18 protein-coding genes and 1 pseudogene are annotated in these 21,533 nt (G+C 52.9%); 6 read left to right on the top strand and 13 right to left on the bottom strand.

Annotated features, from left to right (window positions below):
- Positions 1 to 17: 17 nt before the first annotated feature.
- The 4 genes from EI969_RS02300 to EI969_RS02285 all read right to left on the bottom strand — a co-directional run bounded on the left by EI969_RS02300 (position 18) and on the right by EI969_RS02285 (position 3,831).
- The gene (locus EI969_RS02300; RefSeq protein WP_160385743.1) at positions 18 to 1,070 is read right to left on the bottom strand and encodes a VOC family protein; all 1,053 of its coding nucleotides are present in this window, start codon (positions 1,068 to 1,070) and stop codon (positions 18 to 20) included.
- Positions 1,067 to 2,128 carry a fumarylacetoacetate hydrolase family protein gene (locus EI969_RS02295; RefSeq protein WP_160385742.1) on the bottom strand — a complete coding sequence of 354 codons (1,062 nt, stop codon included), beginning with the start codon at positions 2,126 to 2,128 and terminating at the stop codon, positions 1,067 to 1,069. Before EI969_RS02295 ends, EI969_RS02300 begins: the two co-directional genes overlap by 4 nt.
- A gap of 185 nt (positions 2,129 to 2,313) precedes the next feature.
- Positions 2,314 to 2,838 carry a cupin domain-containing protein gene (locus tag EI969_RS02290; protein ID WP_160385741.1) on the bottom strand — a complete coding sequence of 175 codons (525 nt, stop codon included), beginning with the start codon at positions 2,836 to 2,838 and terminating at the stop codon, positions 2,314 to 2,316.
- A gap of 39 nt (positions 2,839 to 2,877) precedes the next feature.
- On the bottom strand, positions 2,878 to 3,831 hold the full coding sequence (locus EI969_RS02285; RefSeq protein ID WP_160385740.1) for a PDR/VanB family oxidoreductase: 954 nt from the start codon (positions 3,829 to 3,831) through the stop codon (positions 2,878 to 2,880).
- Positions 3,832 to 4,078: 247 nt separating this feature from the next.
- Between EI969_RS02285 and EI969_RS02280 the strand changes: the two genes are divergently transcribed.
- The 3 genes from EI969_RS02280 to EI969_RS02270 are packed head-to-tail and all read left to right on the top strand — an operon-like array spanning position 4,079 to position 6,954.
- Positions 4,079 to 5,161 carry an aromatic ring-hydroxylating dioxygenase subunit alpha gene (locus EI969_RS02280; protein WP_160385739.1) on the top strand — a complete coding sequence of 361 codons (1,083 nt, stop codon included), beginning with the start codon at positions 4,079 to 4,081 and terminating at the stop codon, positions 5,159 to 5,161.
- Positions 5,162 to 6,295, top strand: a complete 1,134-nt coding sequence (locus tag EI969_RS02275; protein ID WP_160385738.1) for an FAD-dependent monooxygenase — start codon at positions 5,162 to 5,164, stop codon at positions 6,293 to 6,295. It abuts the gene before it with no gap.
- Positions 6,296 to 6,354: 59 nt separating this feature from the next.
- Positions 6,355 to 6,954, top strand: a complete 600-nt coding sequence (locus EI969_RS02270; RefSeq protein ID WP_160385737.1) for a glutathione S-transferase family protein — start codon at positions 6,355 to 6,357, stop codon at positions 6,952 to 6,954.
- Positions 6,955 to 7,014: 60 nt separating this feature from the next.
- On the opposite strand, the gene EI969_RS02265 is transcribed toward EI969_RS02270, so the two are convergent.
- The 9 genes from EI969_RS02265 to EI969_RS02225 are packed head-to-tail and all read right to left on the bottom strand — an operon-like array spanning position 7,015 to position 17,689.
- Entirely contained in the window at positions 7,015 to 7,737 is a 723-nt protein-coding gene (locus EI969_RS02265; protein WP_160385736.1) for a glutathione S-transferase family protein, read from the bottom strand.
- Positions 7,734 to 8,753 (bottom strand): NAD-dependent epimerase/dehydratase family protein, encoded by a 1,020-nt coding sequence (locus EI969_RS02260; protein ID WP_160385735.1) that lies wholly within the window; start codon positions 8,751 to 8,753, stop codon positions 7,734 to 7,736. The genes EI969_RS02265 and EI969_RS02260 overlap by 4 nt, the downstream gene beginning before the upstream one ends.
- Entirely contained in the window at positions 8,753 to 9,745 is a 993-nt protein-coding gene (locus tag EI969_RS02255) for a fumarylacetoacetate hydrolase family protein (RefSeq protein WP_160385734.1), read from the bottom strand. Before EI969_RS02255 ends, EI969_RS02260 begins: the two co-directional genes overlap by 1 nt.
- Entirely contained in the window at positions 9,742 to 10,317 is a 576-nt protein-coding gene (locus EI969_RS02250; protein WP_160385733.1) for a cupin domain-containing protein, read from the bottom strand. Before EI969_RS02250 ends, EI969_RS02255 begins: the two co-directional genes overlap by 4 nt.
- Positions 10,318 to 10,330: 13 nt before the next feature.
- On the bottom strand, positions 10,331 to 11,104 hold the full coding sequence (locus EI969_RS02245; RefSeq protein ID WP_160385732.1) for an SDR family NAD(P)-dependent oxidoreductase: 774 nt from the start codon (positions 11,102 to 11,104) through the stop codon (positions 10,331 to 10,333).
- Positions 11,104 to 13,584, bottom strand: coding sequence for an RND family transporter (locus EI969_RS02240; RefSeq protein ID WP_160385731.1), 2,481 nt, complete (start codon positions 13,582 to 13,584; stop codon positions 11,104 to 11,106). Before EI969_RS02240 ends, EI969_RS02245 begins: the two co-directional genes overlap by 1 nt.
- A gap of 4 nt (positions 13,585 to 13,588) precedes the next feature.
- On the bottom strand, positions 13,589 to 14,638 hold the full coding sequence (locus EI969_RS02235; protein ID WP_256678211.1) for a YCF48-related protein: 1,050 nt from the start codon (positions 14,636 to 14,638) through the stop codon (positions 13,589 to 13,591).
- Position 14,639: 1 nt separating this feature from the next.
- A complete protein-coding gene (locus EI969_RS02230) occupies positions 14,640 to 15,986 on the bottom strand; it encodes a DUF1329 domain-containing protein (RefSeq protein WP_160385729.1) in 1,347 nt (448 codons plus the stop codon).
- A gap of 14 nt (positions 15,987 to 16,000) precedes the next feature.
- On the bottom strand, positions 16,001 to 17,689 hold the full coding sequence (locus EI969_RS02225; protein WP_160385728.1) for a DUF1302 domain-containing protein: 1,689 nt from the start codon (positions 17,687 to 17,689) through the stop codon (positions 16,001 to 16,003).
- A 562-nt stretch (positions 17,690 to 18,251) separates the two neighbouring features.
- Here EI969_RS02225 and EI969_RS02220 point away from each other — a divergent pair.
- The 3 genes and pseudogenes from EI969_RS02220 to EI969_RS30860 all read left to right on the top strand — a co-directional run bounded on the left by EI969_RS02220 (position 18,252) and on the right by EI969_RS30860 (position 21,356).
- Entirely contained in the window at positions 18,252 to 19,193 is a 942-nt protein-coding gene (locus tag EI969_RS02220; protein ID WP_160385727.1) for a LysR family transcriptional regulator, read from the top strand.
- Between the two features lie 537 nt (positions 19,194 to 19,730).
- A pseudogene (locus tag EI969_RS30865) lies at positions 19,731 to 20,498 on the top strand (HAMP domain-containing protein); the annotation flags it as partial.
- A complete protein-coding gene (locus EI969_RS30860) occupies positions 20,493 to 21,356 on the top strand; it encodes a methyl-accepting chemotaxis protein (protein WP_371925835.1) in 864 nt (287 codons plus the stop codon). The pseudogene EI969_RS30865 and the gene EI969_RS30860, both read left to right, overlap by 6 nt.
- Positions 21,357 to 21,533 lie beyond the last annotated feature (177 nt).

Genomic DNA, 21,533 nt, shown 5'->3' with positions numbered 1-21,533 from the left:
TGAAGCTCCTTTGACGTTCAGATCTTCAGGGGCGGTCGCTGGTTTACTGTTCCGTCCAAGGCCAGGGGTTGGCCGGTAAAGCTCAGGCGGTCGGCCTGATCACCCTGCACGTAGCTGTATTCCCATGGAGCTTCCTCGATCATGAAAGGCGCCATGTGCGTTATGAAACTGAAGAACGCAAACATCGGGTTCCACACGCGAGGTATCCACTGATCGTCCAGGTGATCAGAGTCCGCTCCGTATTCAGCTTGACCCCCGGTGGGGCATGGCAGGTAAACGAACAGCGAAGAAGCTATGCGATGGCGACCCAAGCCCCAATGCGATTCGGGCCAACCTTGACGCTGCATATGGTTGGTGCCGACCATGACCTCATCGAGGTCGTCGACGCCAAAATTCGCATGGTCAAAACGGTATTCACCGTCCATGCCCCAAACATCGGGTCCTTTGAAAGGGAGTCGCGCATTGAGGAAGTAGATGTTGTGGTGGTCGTGGGCAGCAGGAGCTCGGCCAAAGATTCCGAAGCCTTTCTGGATGTCGGATACTCGAAAGTGCAGCCGGTCACGGTAGAAAGCCCACGATTTGTCGACATCGGGTGTCTGAAAAACCACATGCTGAATGGTCTTGGGGCGTGCTCTTGAAATCCATTTGCGATGTTGGTTTATACGGTTGATGTTTCCCGGTGAGTTCAACGGACTGGGGGCCGAGACTACCGGTTGTTTTTGGAAGACTTTTAGGCCGATTGCAGCACCATCGTCGGTATGCAGGTGCACGGTACCATCAGCGTCGCGCCTGATCGGGCGATCGACTTCGAGTTCTTGAATTAAGCGCTGTAAGTTGCTTTCTGTATCGACACCCCAGATAACTTCATGGACTCCCGTACCCACGATGCTGCTTGTTGGCAGATTTGCGTCGCCCAATTGGCGAAGGATGACGTTCGATCCTTCGTCCAGTCGAAAATGTGCGTGTTGATCGCTTTCCTCCAAGAGCGGCAGACCGAAATCCACAAAGTAGCGAGTACAGAGTTTGAGGTCGTTGACTGCATAAATTAGCGATTCGATTCCGTTGATCATGACTTGGTCCTCTGTTCTTCAAAGCACTCGTTACGTTGATATCCGAAGCCGGAAATGGACGACTCCAGAACATCCCCATGTTTTAGGTATCGTTGATAGTGCGCGCCGTTGCCGGCGGGCGAGCCCGTGCAAATAATGTCGCCGGGATAAAGCTGCAGCTGAGAGGAGAGGTATTCGATTTGTCGGGCGACATCGAAAATCATGTCTGCGGTGGTTTCGGCCTGTTTGATCTCACCGTTGAGCTTGAGCTCCAGGCGCAGATCTTGCGGACTGTCTACAAATGGGGCAGGTATCAAATAGGGCCCGAGCGGCAAATAAGTGGCGCTGCCTTTGGAGGCAATCCAGTCGGTGCCCATGGCTTTCATATCATCGCGTCGCCAGACCTTGTCTCGATTGGTGATATCGTTCGCGATGGTGTACCCAGCGACATAGTCGAGCGCTTTGTGGCGACTTACGTGTCGCGCAGGCCGACCGATTACCACGGCCAACTCAAGCTCCCAATCAGGTTGTGTCACGCCAATCGGGAGGGTTATAGGGTCGTATGGACCACTGATGGTCGCCGCTGGCTTGCAGAACATATAAGGTTCACCGTTGGCGGAGCGTTCGCGCATCAGATTTTCGGCATAGCTGCGCAGTGCTTGTGGCGTCATGCCTTGCGTCTCGGGAGTTCCACCAGGCCCCGCTGCTACGATCAAGTCGACGACATGGCGAAAGTAGTTCGCACCACAACATAAAACCTGACGCGGTCGATCCAGCGGCGCGTGTACTTTAAGTTGCTTGATAGGGGTTAACAGTTTCCGTACTTCGTGGTATTGCTGAGGATTATTGCGAAGCTCTGCCACTACCGTATCGAGAGTGTGGAAACTGTTGGGCCACTCCTGCAGAAGACCAAAAAGAGTGTTGGAGGCAGGCGTGGAGAGCCCCAAGCTTTGGCATACGGGTCTAAGCCCTTCAACAGCTATTACGTTTTCCTCTAGCACCACTCCAGAAAAAACAGGGGAGCCGGCAACTGAAAAACTGCCTAAAGTAAAGCGCGGAGTTGGTATGACGGATGGCATGTGCCAGCCCTCTCGTTATTAATTATTATTGGAGTTTTCGGTGTGGCGCACAGTCTTATGGGGGAAAGATAAGTCAATGCGAATAGCGATGTATAACGAAGTTTATAAATAGTGACTATCAGGTGCTGAAATACCTGCTCGCACAGTGGTGATTGCATAGGTTTGATGATGGTTTTGGGTGTGTATTATTTGTCTAGTGCAATAATTGCTAGCCTGGCCATCTTGTTGGTGCGGTTGCTCCAGGAGTGTTTCGTGTTTCTTTGAATGATTGTATCCCCAGCCGAGAGCATCACTTGATCATTGTCCAGAATAAGCCATAGCTCGCCAATGATCACAATGCAATAATCGAGGCTGTCAGAGTGTGGTATTGGCGTTTGGGTGAAATTATTGAGGGGACCAATTAAATTAGGGATTTCAATACTGAGCTCTTTGGGCGATATAGGGGGGAGTGATTCGTCCGGTGGAATATCAACTATCCTCATCAGGCTACCTCCAGGCTCGGGGCGCGTCATGATCGACTTGTAGTAGTGATTATCGTCTGCTTGTAGTCTTGCAGGTGGTGACTGGGTTCGCCAAACGTCATGAGTTATCATGTTTGGCAGGTTATTTGATTTGAAGATATTGGGCGTGACACCGTAATGGGTAACGATTGAATTTCCGTTGATGTCGTGTCCCGTAACAATGCGTTTGAAGTCAGGAAGCGGTTGCATAATGTCGGCCCTTTTTGAAAATTGACCACCACTTGTTATCTAGAGATCCAGTACGAGCGTTGATGTCTTGGCACGCGAGCAGCAAGGCGTGAATTGGTCGTTACGCGCACGTTCAGCTTCACTTAAAAACATATCCTGATGATCCGGCTCGCCTTCCAGCACCCGCACCAGGCATGTGCCGCAGACACCTTGCTCGCATGATAGGGGGACATTCACTCCGGCCTCGATAAGACTTTGTGCCGCCGTTTTTCCAGCTGGAACTGAAATTAGCTGGCCTGTACTAGCGATTTTCAGCTCGAAGGCACCGTCCTTTTGGGTGTCCTGAGTGCCGTTGAAGTATTCACGATGCAGCAGGTTGTCTGGCCAGCTCAAGGCTTTGGCGTTGCTCAGGACATGCTCCATAAACCCACTGGGACCGCATACATAGAGATGAGTTTGAGGTGGAAGTGACTGCAGGATTTCACGTACTTTAAATGGATTGGCAGGTTTGTCGTCAAAGTAGACATTCAAACTTCCCTTCGGAAGCGTTTTTGTCAATCGAGGAATAAACGCGGCACTGTTAAACGATCTGCTGCAATAATGAAGCTCGAGCGTTGAGCCCATTTCTGCAAGTCTTTCGGCCATGCACATGATCGGCGTAATACCAATTCCGCCGGCAAAAAAAACAGAGTGCTGTGCTTCGTGAGTAAGAGGGAACAGGTTGCGTGGTTCACTTATGCGCAACGAATCACCCACTTGAAGTTGCTCGTGGATACAACGTGATCCCCCGCGGGAGGTCGGGCTGAGTAGTACACCTATTTGATAGGTGTTTGCAGTTTCTTTTGAGAGTGGCTTGAACAAAGAATACTGCCGGACAGTGCCGTTGGGCAAATGCACATCTAGATGGGATCCAGCACTATACGCCGGTAGTTGTGTTCCATTCTGGGCCTGGAATACCAAGCTGACGATGCCTTCGGCTTCGTCAGTTTTTTCGTGGATGATTACGTCGAGCATCGGCAAACCTCATACGGCTGCTTAGTATTATTTTTGTCTTGGGGCGGGCATCAGCACGTTAAAGACAGCCTGTGAATATAGTTCTACATTCCGGGCTGTGGCTGCAAGCACATCATGATTGTAGTTTTTGATAGCAGGTATTTTGAAATACGGTAATGACACACCGAAATGCAAGTTTTCTGTCATGCATAATACGTCGACCGTACGGCCCTTAAAACAACAAATCGTCAATAAAGTGGGAGGCGTTATGATCGTCAACGGCGTGAATATGTTACCAGGTCAGGCAGAGTACCCTAAGAATCAATGGTATGTAATTGCGTGGTCTCATGAGGTCAACAGTGAGAAAACTATCGCCCGCGAAGTGTGCGATGAACCCGTGGTGCTGTATCGAACGGAAGCAGGCGAGGTGAAGGCACTTTTTAATCGCTGCCCACATCGGGGCATGCCGTTACACAGTGATACGGGACGGATTGTCAATGATACTTTGATGTGTGGTTACCACGGCATTCGTTTTGGCGCCGATGGCCGTTGCGTTGAAATTCCTTCCGGCGGGGTTATCCCGAACAAGTTATGCGTCAAGAGTTACCCGGTCGTCGAGCTCTCCCATTGGATCTGGATTTGGCCTGGAGATCCCCAGTCCGCAGATACCAGTCTGATTCCCGATCACTTTGAGTTGGGGCTGACTGACCCCTCCTTGTTTTCCGAGCCCGGCATCACCCTAGAAGTAAAAGCTAACTACCTTATGCCGCTAGAAAACCTGGTGGATGCCACACACATCACATTTTTGCATCATGGGCTAATTGATACCGGTAACGTGGCGACTCACCCGTACCGTCTAGAAGTGGCAGGCGGCCGAATCGCTACGGTTCGGGAGTTTACCAATGAGCCACTGCCTCCCATGCTGAAGGCGTCGATGGGCATAAAAGGTGAACGTGTTGACCGCAAACTGACCTTGACAGCCTACGCAAATCACCTCGCGCAGATTTCTCAAGAATTCATTGATGTGGATGATCCGGAAGCCGCCCCTGGTCGTCTTGAACTGGTCGTAGCCCTCACACCCGCGGGGCCCAAACGGACGGTTCAATACGCGTTGTTCGCTACTTCCTTTGAAAATAAACATCCGGGTCGTTTCGATGACTTGCGACGGCTGCTGATGGAAGACGTCGTAGTTATTGAGGAAATTCAGATTCTGTTCGATACGCTGGGAGCTGAAAACGCGCCTGAAGTCAGCGTGAAATCCGATGAGGCGAATATCCGTTCACGCAGATTTATTGCCGATAGCGTGGCAGCGGAACGCTCGTTGATTCCTTCGCGTAGCGTGGAGGCTTAAGTGGATATCTCTCGCGGTGTTCTCATTGTTGGGGCCGGGATCTCGGGGTTGACCCTGGCCATTGCGTTACGCTTGCAAGGTATCGCGGCAGATGTCGCCGAAATTAAGGCCGATGTGTCTGAGCAGCTGGGCGTCGGTTTGTCACTGCAGGGCAACGCGTTGGCTGCATTTGGAAAAATCGGACTTTCTCAAGCGATGCTCCGGGTCGCGGTACCTGGGCGGTATTTGAACATGCGTAAACCCGATGGGACGTTGTTGGCCCATCACGCCATCAAACCCATGGGCGGGGCGGGATACCCTTCGACCGCCGGTATTTCTCGCAGTGGACTGCATCAGATTTTAATCTCGCGGGCCGTTGAACTGGGTGCCCATTTGTACATGGGTGTAACCCTCGATCACTACACAGACCAAGCGGATCGCATCACCGTGACCTTAAGCAATGGTGCAGTGAAAGATTACGATCTGGTAGTTGGGGCTGACGGCATCTACTCCCAAGTGCGAGGTAAGATTTTCCCTGAGATCAAGCCTCGAAGACTCGGTCAGCTTACGTGGCGAGTTGAAGTGCCTCGGTGCCTGGGTACGTTTACCTCCGAGTTGCATTTTGGCGGAGAGTTTGGCGTGGTCGGTATCTGTCCGATCACCGAGGACCGATCCTACCTTTACTTGATCGAGGCGAAGACCGACGACATTCGCTTGGCAGAAAGTGAATTGCCACGATTGATGAGAGAGAAGCTGGCGTCTTACACGAGCTCCGTTGTGCAGGATGCTTTGTCACACCTGGACGCTTGCAGCGTGATAACGGTAAGGCCGTTGGAAACGGTTTTGGTGCCGGATCGTTGGTACCGGGGACGGGTGATTATCATCGGCGACGCGGCACATTCTGGTCCCCCCGTTTTGGCACAAGGTGCGGCGATGGGGGTGGAAGATGCGGTGGTGCTCGCTGAGTCGCTTGCCCAAACAAGTTCGGTTAATGATGCCTTTGAAGCATTCATGGCGCGGCGTTGGAGTCGCGCCAGCATGGTGGTGAACAACTCAGTGCAATTGTGTGAGTGGGAAGTTCGACATGAAGCGACGCCACAGCAGGTCGGGCAGCTCATGCATGAGAGTCAGGAAATCCTGTCACAACCGTTCTAGGGGGCGTCGATTAATGACGCCAATGATTAAGTAGTCAGCACAGATTGGCTGGGGTTTATATGATCAGATTGCATGATTATTTTTTGTCGGGTAGCTGTTACAAGGTTCGACTGATGTTGAATTTATTAGGACTTCAAGCCGAGCTTGTGCCTGTTGATTTTGTCGCTAAAGAACATAAGCGGGATGCGTTCTCAGCGCTAAATCCCTTTGGCGAGCTTCCCTGTTTTGAGGATGGCGAGCTGAGGCTGAGAGACTCTCAAGCGATACTTGTTTACCTGGCCACCCGCTACGATGCCGAACATCAGTGGTATTCAAATGATCCTTGCGAGCAAGGGTTGATTCAGCAGTGGTTGTCGACTGGCGGCGGGGAAGTGATGAACGCTTGTGCTGCTCGGCTGGTTAAGAGTTTGAACTACCCGTTGGATCTGGACAAACTGCACTTAGGGGCCCATCGGGTTTTCAAAATTATGGATGCGCACTTGGCAACGCGTGAGTATCTGGAGTTGGGACGCCCCACTATTGCCGATATCGCTTGTTTTCCATACTCCGCGCTTGCTTGGGAGGGGGGGATCGATATCTCAGGCTACACGCACCTAGTTTCATGGATTGAGCGCATTAAGAAGCTGGATCGTTTCATAGGCATGCCGGGCATCAGCTGACGGGCAGAGGCGGCAGATAACTGCCGCCATGTCGATGCCGTTTTTGACGGCATCGAATTTTTACCGGGCGCGACTTTCGACTGCCTCATAGGTTTTGGCAAACGCGGGTCGGCTCTGTAAGCGTTCATACCAGCTGGCAATACCTGGCAAGTTCTCCCAAAGGCTTGCCAGCCCCAAGTCCTCCAATCGCACGATACTTGGCATCATGGCTATGTCGGCCAATGTGAGTTGGTCATGGGCTATCCATAGGGAACGTGAAAGTGATGCCTCCATTCTCGTCAAAGCTTGTTCAATGCGTTCCATAGCGTCATTCAGCCGGGTTTGGCTAAAACCTTGAGGACCCATTTCCAACACGAAATGTTTGCGTAATGGGGATCGGCTGGCGGCAATCATGCGCTCTTCGCTTGTCATCGACTTTATCGCCCCTCCGAAGAGTTTTTGGAAAGAGGGATAACGTATGGATGGCGTCATCACTTCGTCCAAATATTGTACCCAGGCACGCACACGAGCACGTTCCAAAGGGTGTGTTGGCAGCAGCGGGATGTCCGGGAACACCTCTTCGAGATACTCATTGATCACGCTTGAATCAATGATTGCGTCGCCCTGATGAACGAGCGTAGGGACCAGTCCATTTGGGTTGAGTGCAATGTACGCTGGCGTGAGGTGTTGACCCTGTTCCAGCCTCAATCGATGGTCCGTATAGGGCAGACCTTTTTCAGCCAGAACAAAACGAACTCTCTGGCTGCAGGTGGAGATGCTCGCGTTGTACAGTTCCAGTGTCATATAACCCGTCCTCCTAGTGCTCGATGGAGTGTCATCGCCGTGGTGTCGCGTTTAGCTGGTGGGCGTTTCACTCTCAACTCAAGTGCGCTACGGATCAGCGCTGATGGTGATCCGTCATGTTTCAGCCCCAACGATTTTGAGTGCGGTGTTCTTAATGGGGGTTGTCGACCGAATAACGCTTCCAGATCAGCGTCCACGTTGTATGTCACAAGCGTTTCGCATTGATCACCAAATTGCTCGCCCAGGGCATGCACCACCTGCGCGATCGACAGACGCAACACCGGCAATTGCCATATGCGGTTCGATTCGGTGCTGGCAAGGTCAATTTCCGCAGCACGAAGCAAATTGTTCACGCAGCAAGCTGCCGACATCCACCAGGAAGTAGCCTGCGGGGACACTGGGCATTCATAGGGCTCACCGGCGGCCACAGCGTGCAGAAGATCACTCATAAAAGCTGAGCGAAGCCCGTTCGGCTGCCTTGGGCGGGCGACGATCCCAGGCAGGCGGACGGCGCGCCCGTCGATCTCTTTTCGGCGGGAGAGGTCTTGCAGTGCTATTTCAATCATTCGCTTGTGGGCACCGTAAGACAGCGCCGGTGCGGCGTTTGCAGACTCGTTCATTTTGATCGGCAGGTCTTCGCCATATACCGCAACACTACTGGCATAAACCAAGACAGGCGCGCGCTTTTGTTTGCGCAACTGGTGGAGCAATTCGAGAGTGGCCTGAAGGTTGATTCGATATCCCAGGTCATAGTCACGCTCTGCCGTGCCTCCCGGGATGCTCACCAGATGAAAGACAACATCGACACCATCAGCCAAGACTCGACGCACCAAGGCGGGGTCCGCAATATCACCACTGTACTTTTGAAGTCGGTTGTCTTCAGGTAGCCCCTGCAGAGCCGTATCCAGAACACTGAGCGTTGCAATATCTCTTCCTCGCAGATTGCCCAATTCAAGCAAGCGAGTGGTTAATGCACGTCCAATAAATCCGTTGGCGCCAGTGATCAAAACACGCATCAATTGTTCTCCCGGCCGGCTTGTACCACGCGTTGGTTGATTGCTCCGAACAACGGTCGGCCGCCTGCGTCGAGTGCTTCCATCCTGATGCGGTCACCGAAGCGCATGAACCCCGTGCGAGGCTCTCCATGAGAAATCATTTCGATGGCCCTGCGCTCTGCAATACAGGCTGATCCGGCTTCGGGGTTGTGGTTCGAGACTGTGCCGGAACCAATCAAGGTGCCTGGGCCAAGGCGGCGAGTGGCGGCGGCATGTGCGATGAGTTCGCCAAAACTGAAGTCCATATCGCCGCCATCGGGGTGGCCGAACCATTGATCATTCCAATTGACTAGTAGGGGACGATGTACACGCCCATTCCGCCAATCGTTGCCTAATTCGTCAGGGGTAATAGCCACCGGGGCGAAGCTCGATGACGGTTTGGCTTGAAGGAAACCAAACCCGGTTTTCATCTCGCGGGGACCTAAGGCGCGCAGGCTGATGTCATTGAGTTGAAGTATTAATCGGATGTGTCGACTCGCGTGTTCTGTGGGGCAACCCAATGGGACCTCGTCGACGAGCACAGCGAACTCGCCCTCAAAATCAATTCCATGCGCTTCGCTAGGCAGGACGATATCTTCACAGGGGCCGAGAAAATCATCGCCGGCGCCCTGGTACATAAGGGGGATGGTCTCCACCCCTTCGATGGGAGCAAGCTTGAATGCCCGTTGCATTAACTTGCCGTGATTGAGGAAGGCAGAAGCATCGCACCATTGGTACGCTCGGGGTAATGGGGCCATTGCCTGGTGAGGGTCAAATGCGAAGGATTGAGCAACGCGGTTGTGTTCAAGGTCGTCTGCGAGTTGCTGTAACCGGCTTTCAACTTGTCCCCAGTTCTCAATCGCTTCTTGCAGTGTCCGCGCAATTGCACAAGCATCTGTAGCGCGCGAGAGATCCCGGCTTACCACCACTAACCGGCCATCGCGCTGGCCGTTTTTCAAAGTGGCCAGCTTCATTTGCTGGCTCCAGCACTCAGTTCGGCAGCGAATTGTCCGTCAAGCAGGATGAATACCATCCGTGCCATTTCTTCCGTGCGGTTGCTCCAGGCATGATTGGTACCACGTTGCACCACGATGTCGCCGCGTGTCAGATGGACTTCTTCATCGTCCAGTACGAGCCATACCTCACCCTCGGTGACGATGCCATAGTCCAGGGTTTCCGTGCGATGCATGAGTTTGTGCCGGGAGTCAGCAGTGCCTGTACCAGCATGGGCCTGGCCTATCTCAGCGAAAGCGGCAGCAGCATCCTGTTCACTGATCTGATTCTGTTGGCTATCCGGTGGGATATCGACGACGCGAATTACGCTGCCGAGAGCGCCAGGGCTCAGTTGAAGTGGTTTTGCACAAGGGTCATCACCGTTATCCAACAGTGCTGGTGCATTATCGGTATTCCATATTTCGTGAAAAACGGTCCCGGGGACCGCCTTAAGAGGGATGACATGAGGCGAAGGGCGGGCCTCAATTACGACGGCTTGGCCTTTATTGTCATGGCCTGTGATAACGCGTTTGAACGCAGGAAGCGATTGCATGAATAACTCCTTATTAATTGCCGTCGCTGATGGTCGTGCCACCGTCGACGACCAGATTTTGTCCGGTAATGAAGGCGCCGCCAGGGCTCGCCAACAACAGCGCGACCGCGGCGACTTCCTCCGGGGTGCCGACTCGGCGGAGAGGGGTCAGGGCCAATCGTTTTTGCAGAACACAAGCGTCGTCTGTCAGTGGTCGTGCGAAGTCGGTCTGGATAACGCCTGGACTGATTGCGTTGACTCGGACGTTATTGGGACCCCATTCCACTGCCAGATTGCGAGCAAGTTGGGAAAGTGCGGCCTTGCTCAGGCCGTACAGACCCAATGCTTTGTTCCCGCGGATGCCAGCGATGCTCGAGAGCAGAACCACGCTGCCACCACCTTGCTTGGCTATGTGCGGGATCAGGGCATTGGTCAGCAGAACCGCGCTGCGCAGATTGACTTCGAAGGTGGCTTGCCACTGGGAATCGCTGGCCTCGGCTAGCGGTCCTGAATGTGGGGCTATGCCAGCGTTGCAGACCAAGACATCAATTCGGTCAAATACAGTCGTCGCGGTTTGACCCAAGGCTAGGACTTGGGAGCGGTCAGACAAATCTGCTTGTATTCCGACGGCTTCGAATCCTTGAGCGTTGAGCCAAAGAACCGTTTGCTGACAATCCTGGTTGTTCTCGCTGCTGATGATCAATCGCGCCCCGGCCTCGGCATAAGTCTGCGCGATGGCCCGGCCGATGCCTCGAGTGCCCCCGGTAACCAATGCGACCTGACCTTGCATGCTTAACAAGATGCTCATCAGTTCGCCTCGACTGTTGTCGCCTGCAAGCGGGAGAGTTCGCCTGCTGACTGCTTACAAGGCTGATCATTCGACCGACAGCCCATTTCGTTAAGCTTTGCCTGAGGCCTCTTGGGAAGGAGGAAATAGGCGAGAGCAGGTAACAAAATCAACGCGCCTACCATGTTCCAGAGAAACATGAATGCCAGGAGAATCCCCATGTCCGCCTGGAATTTGATGGGTGACATCACCCATGTACCCACGCCGATGGCAAGAGTAACGCCGGTCAGCATTACCACTTTTCCGGTGAATTGCAGGGCTTGGTAGTAAGCTTGAGACAGACTTGAACCCCGACGCATCTCCGCCAACACGATGCTCATTACATACAGCGCATAATCCACCCCAATGCCGACTCCCAAGGCGATCACTGGCAGGATCGCCACTTTTACACCAATGCCGAGCCACACCATCAAGGCTTCGCAAAGGATCGACGTCAGCATTAGAGGCAACACTGCACACAGTACGGCGCGCCAAGAGCGAAAGGTGATCAGGCAGAGCAGGCATACCGCGCCGTACACCCACCAGAGCATTTCGTGGCTAGCTTGTTTGACAACGATGTTGGTTGCGGCCTCGATGCCTGAACTGCCTGCCGCCATCAGGAATTGCGCCTGATCGCTGTCATTGTCCTTCGCGAAGGCTCGAACGCTTTCCACAACTCGGCTGAGCGTGTCGGCTTTATGGTCGGTAAGGAACGCGGACACGGTCAGCAGGCTGCAATCCTCGTTATAGAGCCCTCGAGGTGCCCCGGCGGTGACCATGTTCAGGGTCGACTGGTTATTGATTAGCTCGTACCACTTGGGATTGCCCTCAGACAGCCCCACCAGTACTCGTCGATTGAGTAAGGCCAGCGAGTTGGTCGAATCTACACCAGGCAGACTGCGTAACTGCCAATCAAGGTCATCTACGCGTCGCAGAGTGTCATAGCTGGAGCATCCGCCCGGAAGTGTCTTGACCATCACGGCGAATACATCGCTACTGGCACCATAGTGTCGCGTCAGATAAGCGTTGTCCTGGTTGTATCGTGAGTCGGCGCGAAGCTCCGGTGCGCCAGCATCAAGATCGCCTACCTTCAGCTCAAGACTTACCCAGTAAGCTCCCAAAGCAATTGCTGCTGATACCAGAACACAGGCTGTTGCCCACCGTCGCTGGGTAAACAGGTCGAGAAAGCGCCAGGCGGGATGGCGGACGGCACCCGCTGTCTCAGCCTCCTCGCTTCGCAGACTCCGCTTCGCTGCCCGAGGGCTGACCCCGATGTAGGAAAGCAGAACCGGAAGCAGGATCAAGTTGGTGAATATCAAAACCGCCACGCCGATACTGGCGATGACAGCCAGGTCCTGGATCACTTGGATTTTGATAATCATCAATACCGCAAAACCGACTGCGTCACACAGCAACGCGGTGAGCCCTGCGAGAAATAGCCGGCGAAAAGTGAAGCGTGCCGCTACCAACCGGTGCATGCCGCGACCAATGTCCTGCATGATGCCGTTCATCTTTTGCGCGCCATGGCTCATGCCAATGGCAAACACCAGGAAAGGTACCAATATTGAGTAAGGGTCCAGCTCGAAGCCTAGAAGGGGCAACAGACCCAGTTGCCAAACCACCGCGATCAGTGAGCAACTCATGACTAGCGCAGTGCTGCGAACGCAACGGGTGTACCAAAAAAGGACGGCGGCGGTGATGGCAATCGCAGCCGCGAAGAACAGCAGAATTTGCTTAAGACCATCAATCAGATCGCCCACCACTTTGGCGAAACCGGTGATACGGATCTCGATTGAGCCGTTCTGGTAATGGTTACGCAATGCCTCCAACTGATGGGATAAGACTGCGTAATCCAGCGGCTTGCCATCGGCGGTGGCAGTCAGCAGCGGCACATAGATAATGCTCGATTTCTGGTCGAAAGCGACCAATTGGCCAATTTCGTTAGACCGTTCTACGTTCCGCCGCAGTGCGTCGAGACTGGCTGTCGAGCCATCATATCCATCAGGAATTACCGGGCCGCCCTCCAGTCCTTCTTCTGTTACACCCACCCAGCGTGTGGCAGGCGTCCAAAGAGATTTCATGTAGGCGCGGTCGACACCTGGTAACAGATAGATGTCGTCGTTGAGCCTCTGAAGTGTGCTCAGGTAGTCCTTGTCGTAGATACTTTCGGAGGTGTTTATCACCGCGATGCGTACGGCGTTGCCGAGGCCGGAAAGCTCCTGGCGATATTGCAGGTAGTTGGCGATAAAAGGCTGATCCGTGGGAATCGTCTTTTCAAAGCTGGCGTTGAGCTGAAGTCGGGTGGCCTGCCAACCTAGTAGAATGGTCGTCAGCAGGCACAACAGCAAAACGATTCGGCGATGGTTGAAAAGTGCGCGTTCCAGCAGCGAGCCGGATCGTTGATCAAAATCGTCGAGACGGCCGCTTAGCGGCGCGCCACAAGAAGAGCGTGGGGCTTGCATGGCCTTACTCCGCAGCATTTATTGATGAGGTCAGGCGCATCGGCCCCGCAAAACCAACACCCACGAAAGTACCGTCCGCCGCCTGAGTCACGGCATTCAAGGGAGGTCCGGGAGGTAGGGTGATAGGTGTCAGCTGCTGGCTATCGTGTGTCACTTGCAGCAAGCCGCCAGCCTGGTTCACCAGCAACAGGTTGGTACCGTTCTGGTGTATTTCGTTGATCGATATGGGCAGTGGGTTTTCGATTGTTTGAAAGCTTTCACCACGGTCGGTCGACCGTAGGACTTTACCCCGCAGCCCTGCGACCATGACGACGCCGTCGGGTAGAACGGTTAAGCTGAAGTAACTGCCTTCATACGGCGTATGCAATGCGTCGAAATGCTTACCGCCATCGAGTGAGCGCAAGAAGAGGCCTTGTTCTCCAGCCAGGTATATCTGAGTACCCATTTGAGCCACGGTATAAATGTGCAGCGCGCGAGGGTTGGGCAGGCGGCCAATCCAGGAGCTCCAAGTAGCTCCTCCATCCTCGGTGTACATGGCCAGACCATAAGCACCTGTTACCAGTCCATGGCGATCATCGGTGAAGTTGACGGCCAGTAGCGGCTTGTCTGCGCCGTCTGTTTTCAGACGTTTTGCGGTAGCTATTCGAGCGTCATCTTTTTCGGTCTCGGCGGCTGCTAACTCCAGAGCGGCGGCCCGATTGCCGTCGAGTTGGAGGCGCCAGTTCTCTCCGCCATCGTCGCTGTGGAGGACTACTGCACCGTGGCCCACAGCCCACCCCTGGCGCGGGTTCGCGAAGGTCACTGCAGTGAGGGTCGCGCTCACGGGAACTGCGGCCTGGCGCCAACTTTTACCGTCATCATCCGACAAGAGCACGATGCCACGTTCACCCACGGCAACCAGCCGGTTGCCGGCCCGTTTTACGTCAAGCAAGACTGCATGGATGGATTGGTTCGAGACCAAGGACGGCATGTGAAGCACGTCCTTGGGAGCTGCTGCCGAAAGCGTTGGCAGGGTTAACGCTGCGCATAGAACGGCGAAACTGAAGCGTCCCATTTCAGCGCACACCTTCGCCAGCGAGAGCATCCGGGGTGAACACGACATCCTTGAAAGGAGCGACTATTTGGTACTGTTCGTTTTTTCCCGCAAAGATGTCCGCAGCAAACCAAGCCCCGGAAATCAAGTCATAGAAACCTGTTGTTAGAGAAACCACGCCAGGCAGGTCCGGGAACACGACAGGCGTGGTCCACAACACTCGAACAAGGGCGTTTTGAGCGTCGTAGCGTTCAGCCAGGACCGCAGCCCAAGTATCTTCATCGATGTAATAAGTGCTGCGCGACATTACGTGACGTTTGCCCGACTTTAACGTCGCCTCGACAACCCAAACGCGATGCAACTCCCAGCGAACGACATCTGATTTCAGATGGTGATCATCTAAAATATCGGTAGGCCCCGCAGCGGTGAGGACCTTGTTGGCGTTATACGGAATGTACATCTCTTTTTTACCGATCAGCTTCCAATCGAAGCGATCAAGCCTGCCGCTGAAAACGCCCATTTCGTCAAAGCTCATCACGCCCGCCGTAGCCGGAGTCGGTGTATCGCAACAGGCATTGGGGAGACGGCGGACGCGGCGCTGACCAGGAAGATAGGTCCAGGCGCCGACATTTTCGGCATTGAGATTTTCACGTCCCAGGATTGCCTCGCCCGCACGTAAAGGTGGGCCATCGTTAACCATACGAATGGTCCAGAAGACCCCGTCTTTTCTAACCCCGTCCGCTGAGTACCAAGGCATCTGCAAGTCAGCATGGGAATCACTGGCCAGCACGTGCTTGCCATCGGCGGTGGTCAAGTATTGCGTATTGCTCACACGCCATGATTCACCGCGCCAGCGCAGCAGGTGATTCCACATGACCTCGATACCGGCCTGGGGAATTGGGAACGGAATACCTGCCTTGCCATTCTCAGGCATAGGACCAGATGCACTGTCGACTAGCTTGGTTTCCAGCGCGTTCTGATAGGTCGCGTCATAAACCGATTGAGGGGCCGCGGCGGTGCGGTGAGACGCATATACATCCAAGCGATAGCTATCTGGATACTTTTTCAGCATTTCCTGGATGCCGGGCGTCAGCTTGTCGGCGTACTGGCTCATGTTCTTGGCGGTAATAACAAACAGTGGCTTCTCAGCGGCGAATGGATCAGAGCGCTTACCACTAACTTGGGTGTCGGTTTTGCTCATCCCTCCGGTCCACGCTGGGATGCTGCCACTCGCATTTCCTGCTCTTTCACCGCCCAATGGAGTGAGGGTGGATTTGAGGTGCTCCGCTTCGCTAGCGGGCACAGAGGCGAATGAGTCGGTGGCTAGAAGAAAACTTACGGTAGCGGCGATACAGAGTCGAAGTTTCATAAAGTTCCCCTTTCTCAGAAGCTGCGACTAACGCTGAAAGCGACAAAGTCGCGATCTTTGAGAGCCTGCTCGAAGGTGTAGTTGTTGTTGGCGTCGAGGAAGGTGTTGGCAGGACCGTAATAGTGGGTGTAGGTCAGGCCAAGATTCCAAGTGTTGAGATAGTTACCCTTGAGACCGATGTTCAAATCGCCACCACGGTCAGTGCCGAATCCTGTGCCCAGCGCCTCTGAAGCACCGTGGGTGTAGCTCGCGCCAATCGGCACACTGAGATCCAATCCGGGGTATAGCTGGCGGTACATCGGTTCATAGACTGTTCGAAAGCTCCAGGCATCTCGATCAGCATTCGGGTCTACGGCATCGGCATTGCGGGTAACGCTAAGCGTACGGTTCCAAGCGATCTCGCCAATGAAGTTGGTTTCTTGGGCAATGAAAGATGGGCCAAACGTAGCGAGCCATGAAAGATTGGCATGCAATGTCCGGCCAGTGGCGTAAAGCGCATCATCCGGCTCATTACTGATTGCTTCTCCAGGGGCCAACGCATGTTGGTTAGTAGAAGCCAAGGGCTGGTGCCAACGAGTCGAGAGTTCGCCCGCGATGTTGAACTGGTCTATCGTCGTTGAGAAACTGGCACCCAGCGACTCAATTCCTTCGGGGTAGACCCAGTAGTACTCGCCAGCTTTGCCGCTAAGGGGGTTTAGGTTTGCAAAATCTGGACGAACATTGAGTTGCGGGCTTTTGTCATGAAATCGAATGGCATAAAAACCCCAGTCGACGGTTTCGGTACGCCAGCGCAATTGCATACCACCCTGACCCGAGTCTTTAGCATCCTTGTCCTGGCCATGATAGAAGGCCAATGGTTGAGCACCTGGAAACAATGGTGCGCCGATGAACAGGCGTTCATTACCTTCACCGAAGTTATCTGAAGTCGAAAAATAACTACCCGATCCCGGAAGGCGGTTAGCTTCCCATTCGAACTGATAATAAGCACCAATCGATACATCGGGCGAGAGTTGTAATTGCCCGGAGACCTGCTGTACAGGGCGCACCAATTCTTTAAATTGAGTATTGGGCACCGACAAGGCTTTCACTACGTCGATTGGTGCCATACCTCCAGCGATGCCGTTCATTCCATAGAACAGGCTCTCGCCCCACTGCATTGCGTATTGACCAATGCGACCTGACGCTGGCATTTCGCCCAATTCACCTTTGGCAAACAAAAAAGCGTCGAGCAACTCGCCTTGGCGCCCATGCAATTTGCGTGTGTCTTCGGTGAAGTGGTCGTAGTCCACTGAGTAGCTATTTACTGTGTCAGGCGAAGAGTTGTCGTTACTTTTGTTGTAGACATCGTCATACCAAGCTGCACCGCTCAGGCGTGCACCGACATTCTTGTACGTAAAGTCGAATTCGGAAAGAAGGTCTAGGCGACTAGAGATCAGACCCTTGTCAAAGTTACGATCACCGTCATCGAAGTTTAGTGCAGTGCTGCCATTGACAAGTTTCGAGGACTGACTTTTGGTGCGCCAGGCTGAGCTGTACTTAAGAGTATTGTCCCAACGAGCCTTAAAGTCGGGATTGTCTAATTGGAACTCGAATGCTTGAGCACTGGTAGAGAGCGCAAGGCACGAAGCTATAATTGTAAGTGCGAAAGGTGCTGCCGCGGAGTACCCGCGCCGCGCCCCAAAAAGAGAACGATTATTTATCATGAAACGGCCTTTATTATTTTTGTGTTTTGGGTGTATTCACGGAACTTATTATTCAGATTCTTTCGTCGGGTGAGGAGGTGTAATGGGACGAACGAAGTTACACGTGCCTCGAGTTATCTGCCGATTGGTTAGTGTTTATTGGCAGGCAAGGGTGTAGGTATTTCGGTGGTCAAACGAATTGGATTGGCTGCTGCCGAGCGCAAGGCTCGGTATCGAGGGTGCAGCGATGATCGAGCGAGGGGAAGGTCATTCGCTATGACTTGGCAGTCTGATGATGTAATGGCAGCAAGATTAAGCTGAATCATCTGGTGTTCCCTCTCTGCACCCGGCAAGAGCCTGGAAGGGCGCTCTTATGGTGGATTTTTCTTGTGGAACGAACGGTACAGGGGTTTTTTATGATTTGAACAATCAAGAGTCAGGATACTCATGATCGAAATCTCAAATACGTCGTCAGGGGTGGGCCTGCGCCGGAATTCCAGGGAGTGAGCTGAAATTCCGGCGCTTGACGAGGTCAGCATTTCGGGGGAAGGTATTGCAAAAAATAATAGATATGAGGTTATCCATGCGATTTAATCATCTTGACCTAAATCTTTTGGTCGCTCTGGACGTGATGCTTGAGGAATGCAATATCACCCGTGCTGCGGAACGCCTACATATGACGCAGTCGGCGATCAGTGGCATTCTTAGTAGATTGCGTGAGTACTTTGGAGACGATCTATTAATCTACGTTAATCGAAAAATGCAGCCGACTCCCTATGCCTTGGAGTTGGCGGGTCCAATAAGAGAAGTACTCCTTTTGATTAAGTCATCGATCACTGCCAAGCCGGACTTTGATCCAATGACGAGCAATCGGCATTTTAAAATTATCACGTCGGATTATTTGGTTAGCGTTCTACTTTCAAAAGTAATGGTGTGGGCAAACCGTAATGCGCCTAACATCACATTTGAAATTATCGGTGTAAGCGATCATAGCAACGAGATGCTGACTCGTGGTGAAGTTGATTTTATCATTATGCCGGATTTTTACATCACTGCCGATCATCCCTATGTGCTTCTTTTTGAAGAAGATCATGTTTGCGTTCTGTGGGATGAAAATCCTGATGTGGGGGAGCAGATTACGCTCGAGCAGTATATAACTATGGGGCATGTGTCTGCTGGTTTTGGAAGAAGTCGGAAGTTAAGCATCGAAGAGTGGTTTATGAATCAGTATGGAGTCAGTCGCAGGATTGAGGTTATTTGCAATGATTTTAATACGTTAGCGCAAGTTGTTATTGGTACTAACAGGGTCGCAACGACTCATCGAATGTTAGCCGAATTGTACGCGCAGCACTTGCCGCTGAAAGTTCTCTCGACGCCAGTAAAAATTCCGGCAACTCGTGAATGTATGATTTGGCATAAGAGTATGGAGGGAGATACAGCTCACGGTTGGCTGAGAGCGCTGATATCCAAAATGGCAAGTAATCTTAATGACCAAAGGCATGAGGCTGACGGAGCGACTGCATAGACTTGACTGAGTCTCATTGGTTAGTGTTGATTTTCGAATTTTGAGAAATTTCAGTTGTGATTATAATATTTATTGTGTCGAGGTATGATTTATCGAAATACCTGTGAGTAGAAATCTCGATTATTACTAGGGGGATCTTTCTAATACCCTCGCTCACTAGGCCGCGACTGCCTAAGGGAGCGGATGGTAAAATAAAAAGAAGGTTACTACCTCGTGAGCAACTATTCGTCTGTGCTGAGCCGAAAACTCGGCGATCTGTCTGTGGGTGCCAAGCTATCGCTGGGTTTCGGGTTAGTGTTGATATTTACCGTTTCAGTAGCGGTTACAGCGTTCAACTCCCTCGCCATTCTACAAGCGCGCAGCGAGCAACTGCAGAGCGAATCAGCGATTCGTGCGTTGATTTTACAGGCGCGGATATCTGAAAAAGATTTCGCTCTGAGTCTCACCCAGCAAAACCTTGAGCAGGTTCGAGCAAGTATCGACGTCTTAAGCCGACTACTTGGTGGGGCCAACGTGGATCCTGGTGAACGAACCGAGATGCGTAAAGCAAGTGCGGCTTATCTGGAGCAATTTCTTCGTTATTCAGATTCGCTTCGCCAAGCTCGTTCCGCACGCTTGCATATGCAAGATCGAGCGAAAACTGTGGGGGACAGTTTTACTGGTGTTTTCCTCGATCAAATGGATGTACTCAATACCCAACTTGAACGGGGTGGTGTCGCGAACGTCGAACAAATGGCCCGTCTGGAACAGACAGGTGACTTGTTCAACAAACTGTCGAAGCTACGTGACAGCGAGCTTTATTACTCTCTGGACGGCGAAGAGCGTTACCGCAATGATTGGGAGACCAACATGAGCGATATTCTTGCCTCCATGGATAATCTGGCGCTGAACCTTGGAGGCCCGCAGCAGGAGTCGCTTCAGATCGCTCGTGCCGCGTTCAAGGATTATCGTGAGGCCTTTGAACAATTCGTTGCTGATCGTGCACAGGCTAGAAGTGGTGACGAGGCAATGACCACTCAAGCACAGCGCATCGCAGCATTGCTGGATCAAAATAATCAACGGCAAGAATCCGCTTTAGCCGCAGATAGTCAAAATGCTTATCGTCGACTAGCACTCATCAGCCTTTTGGCACTCGGATTGGGAGTCGGTGCGAGTCTTCTGATTCGCCACCTCATCCTCCAACCCTTGCGCCAAGCCGTACAACTGACGCAGCGCGTAGCGGCAGGAGACTTGAGTGCTGCACTGCTTAGTCTGGAGCGACGCGATGAGTTGGGTCAGTTGCTCGAAACTGCACGCAATATGTTGGGTAGTCTGCGTGTTCTAGTCGGGCGTATACATCAGGGCGTTAACCTAATGGGTGGCACCGTTGGCAGCCTCGTCAATGTGATCGAGCGCAGCGGTCGCGGCGTCGAGCAGCAGCGACTGGAAACCGAGCTTGCCGCCACGGCCATGGACCAAATGACATTCACTGCGAAAGAGGTTGCACGCAATGCTGATGAGGCCAGTGCTGCAGTTGCACAAGCCCACAGTCACGCCCGTGAAGGCGATGAACTGGTTCGTATGGCGGGTGGGAAAATCGATTGCCTCGCTTTGGAAATGACCGGCTGCGCAGGAGTTATGGAGTCACTGTTGAGAGAAAGCGCATCTATTGGCAGTGTATTAGATGTGATAAAGGCTGTAGCCGAGCAAACGAACTTGTTAGCACTGAATGCGGCAATTGAAGCTGCTCGGGCTGGTAAGCATGGTCGCGGTTTTGCAGTAGTTGCCGACGCGGTACGGGGGCTAGCTAAACGTACTCAATCATCTACGCTGGAAATCGAAAGTTTAATCATGCGGTTGCGCTTGGTGGTACAGGAAGCTGCCGAGCGTTTGCATGGTAGTCATGTCTTGACCAGCGAAACAGTGATTTTGGCGGGGCAAGCTTCCCAGGCTCTGACAAAAATTACACAGGCGGTGTTGAGTATCGAACAGATGAATCAGCATATCGCTGCCGCAGCCCAACAGCAGAGCGCCGTGGCCGACAAGGTGAGCCAAAGTATGTTGCGTGTGCGAGAGGTGGCCGAGGGCAGTGCTCGGGAAAGTCTTCAGTTGAGCGATTCAACTGTCGAACTGCGGCAAGTGGGAGAGGAACTGAATAAGGCTGTGGGAATTTTTCGACTCTAATCGGAGATAACCGTAGTTATGCAGGTGAATCGATCGTGAATGCTGATTGTCGCGTGTAAACATCTAGCTCATTAGGCCTTCACCACATTGACAAGCGGGCGGGCTCTGAACCTCACGTTTTTTCAATGGCGTGAGGCTTAGCCGCCCTCTTTATGCGAGGCATTCATTTCGGATCAG

Origin of the sequence: Pseudomonas sp. PB101 (genome assembly GCF_009764265.1) — a bacterium.
GTDB lineage: Bacteria > Pseudomonadota > Gammaproteobacteria > Pseudomonadales > Pseudomonadaceae > Aquipseudomonas.
Note: the sequence above shows the minus strand (reverse complement) of the source record. Positions and strands in the feature narration are given on the sequence as shown.

Coding starts and splice junctions, on each gene's coding strand:
- EI969_RS02235 (WP_256678211.1), bottom strand. CDS start 14,638: ATGGGACGCTTCAGTTTCGCCGTTCTATGCGCAGCGTTAACCCTGCCA.
- EI969_RS02255 (WP_160385734.1), bottom strand. CDS start 9,745: ATGAAGCTGGCCACTTTGAAAAACGGCCAGCGCGATGGCCGGTTAGTG.
- EI969_RS02290 (WP_160385741.1), bottom strand. CDS start 2,838: ATGCAACCGCTTCCTGACTTCAAACGCATTGTTACGGGACACGACATC.
- EI969_RS02295 (WP_160385742.1), bottom strand. CDS start 2,128: ATGCCATCCGTCATACCAACTCCGCGCTTTACTTTAGGCAGTTTTTCA.
- EI969_RS02300 (WP_160385743.1), bottom strand. CDS start 1,070: ATGATCAACGGAATCGAATCGCTAATTTATGCAGTCAACGACCTCAAA.
- EI969_RS02245 (WP_160385732.1), bottom strand. CDS start 11,104: ATGAGCATCTTGTTAAGCATGCAAGGTCAGGTCGCATTGGTTACCGGG.
- EI969_RS02280 (WP_160385739.1), top strand. CDS start 4,079: ATGATCGTCAACGGCGTGAATATGTTACCAGGTCAGGCAGAGTACCCT.
- EI969_RS02240 (WP_160385731.1), bottom strand. CDS start 13,584: ATGCAAGCCCCACGCTCTTCTTGTGGCGCGCCGCTAAGCGGCCGTCTC.
- EI969_RS02270 (WP_160385737.1), top strand. CDS start 6,355: ATGATCAGATTGCATGATTATTTTTTGTCGGGTAGCTGTTACAAGGTT.
- EI969_RS02260 (WP_160385735.1), bottom strand. CDS start 8,753: ATGCGTGTTTTGATCACTGGCGCCAACGGATTTATTGGACGTGCATTA.
- EI969_RS02285 (WP_160385740.1), bottom strand. CDS start 3,831: ATGCTCGACGTAATCATCCACGAAAAAACTGACGAAGCCGAAGGCATC.
- EI969_RS02230 (WP_160385729.1), bottom strand. CDS start 15,986: ATGAAACTTCGACTCTGTATCGCCGCTACCGTAAGTTTTCTTCTAGCC.
- EI969_RS02225 (WP_160385728.1), bottom strand. CDS start 17,689: ATGATAAATAATCGTTCTCTTTTTGGGGCGCGGCGCGGGTACTCCGCG.
- EI969_RS02220 (WP_160385727.1), top strand. CDS start 18,252: ATGCGATTTAATCATCTTGACCTAAATCTTTTGGTCGCTCTGGACGTG.
- EI969_RS02250 (WP_160385733.1), bottom strand. CDS start 10,317: ATGCAATCGCTTCCTGCGTTCAAACGCGTTATCACAGGCCATGACAAT.
- EI969_RS30860 (WP_371925835.1), top strand. CDS start 20,493: ATGTTGGGTAGTCTGCGTGTTCTAGTCGGGCGTATACATCAGGGCGTT.
- EI969_RS02265 (WP_160385736.1), bottom strand. CDS start 7,737: ATGACACTGGAACTGTACAACGCGAGCATCTCCACCTGCAGCCAGAGA.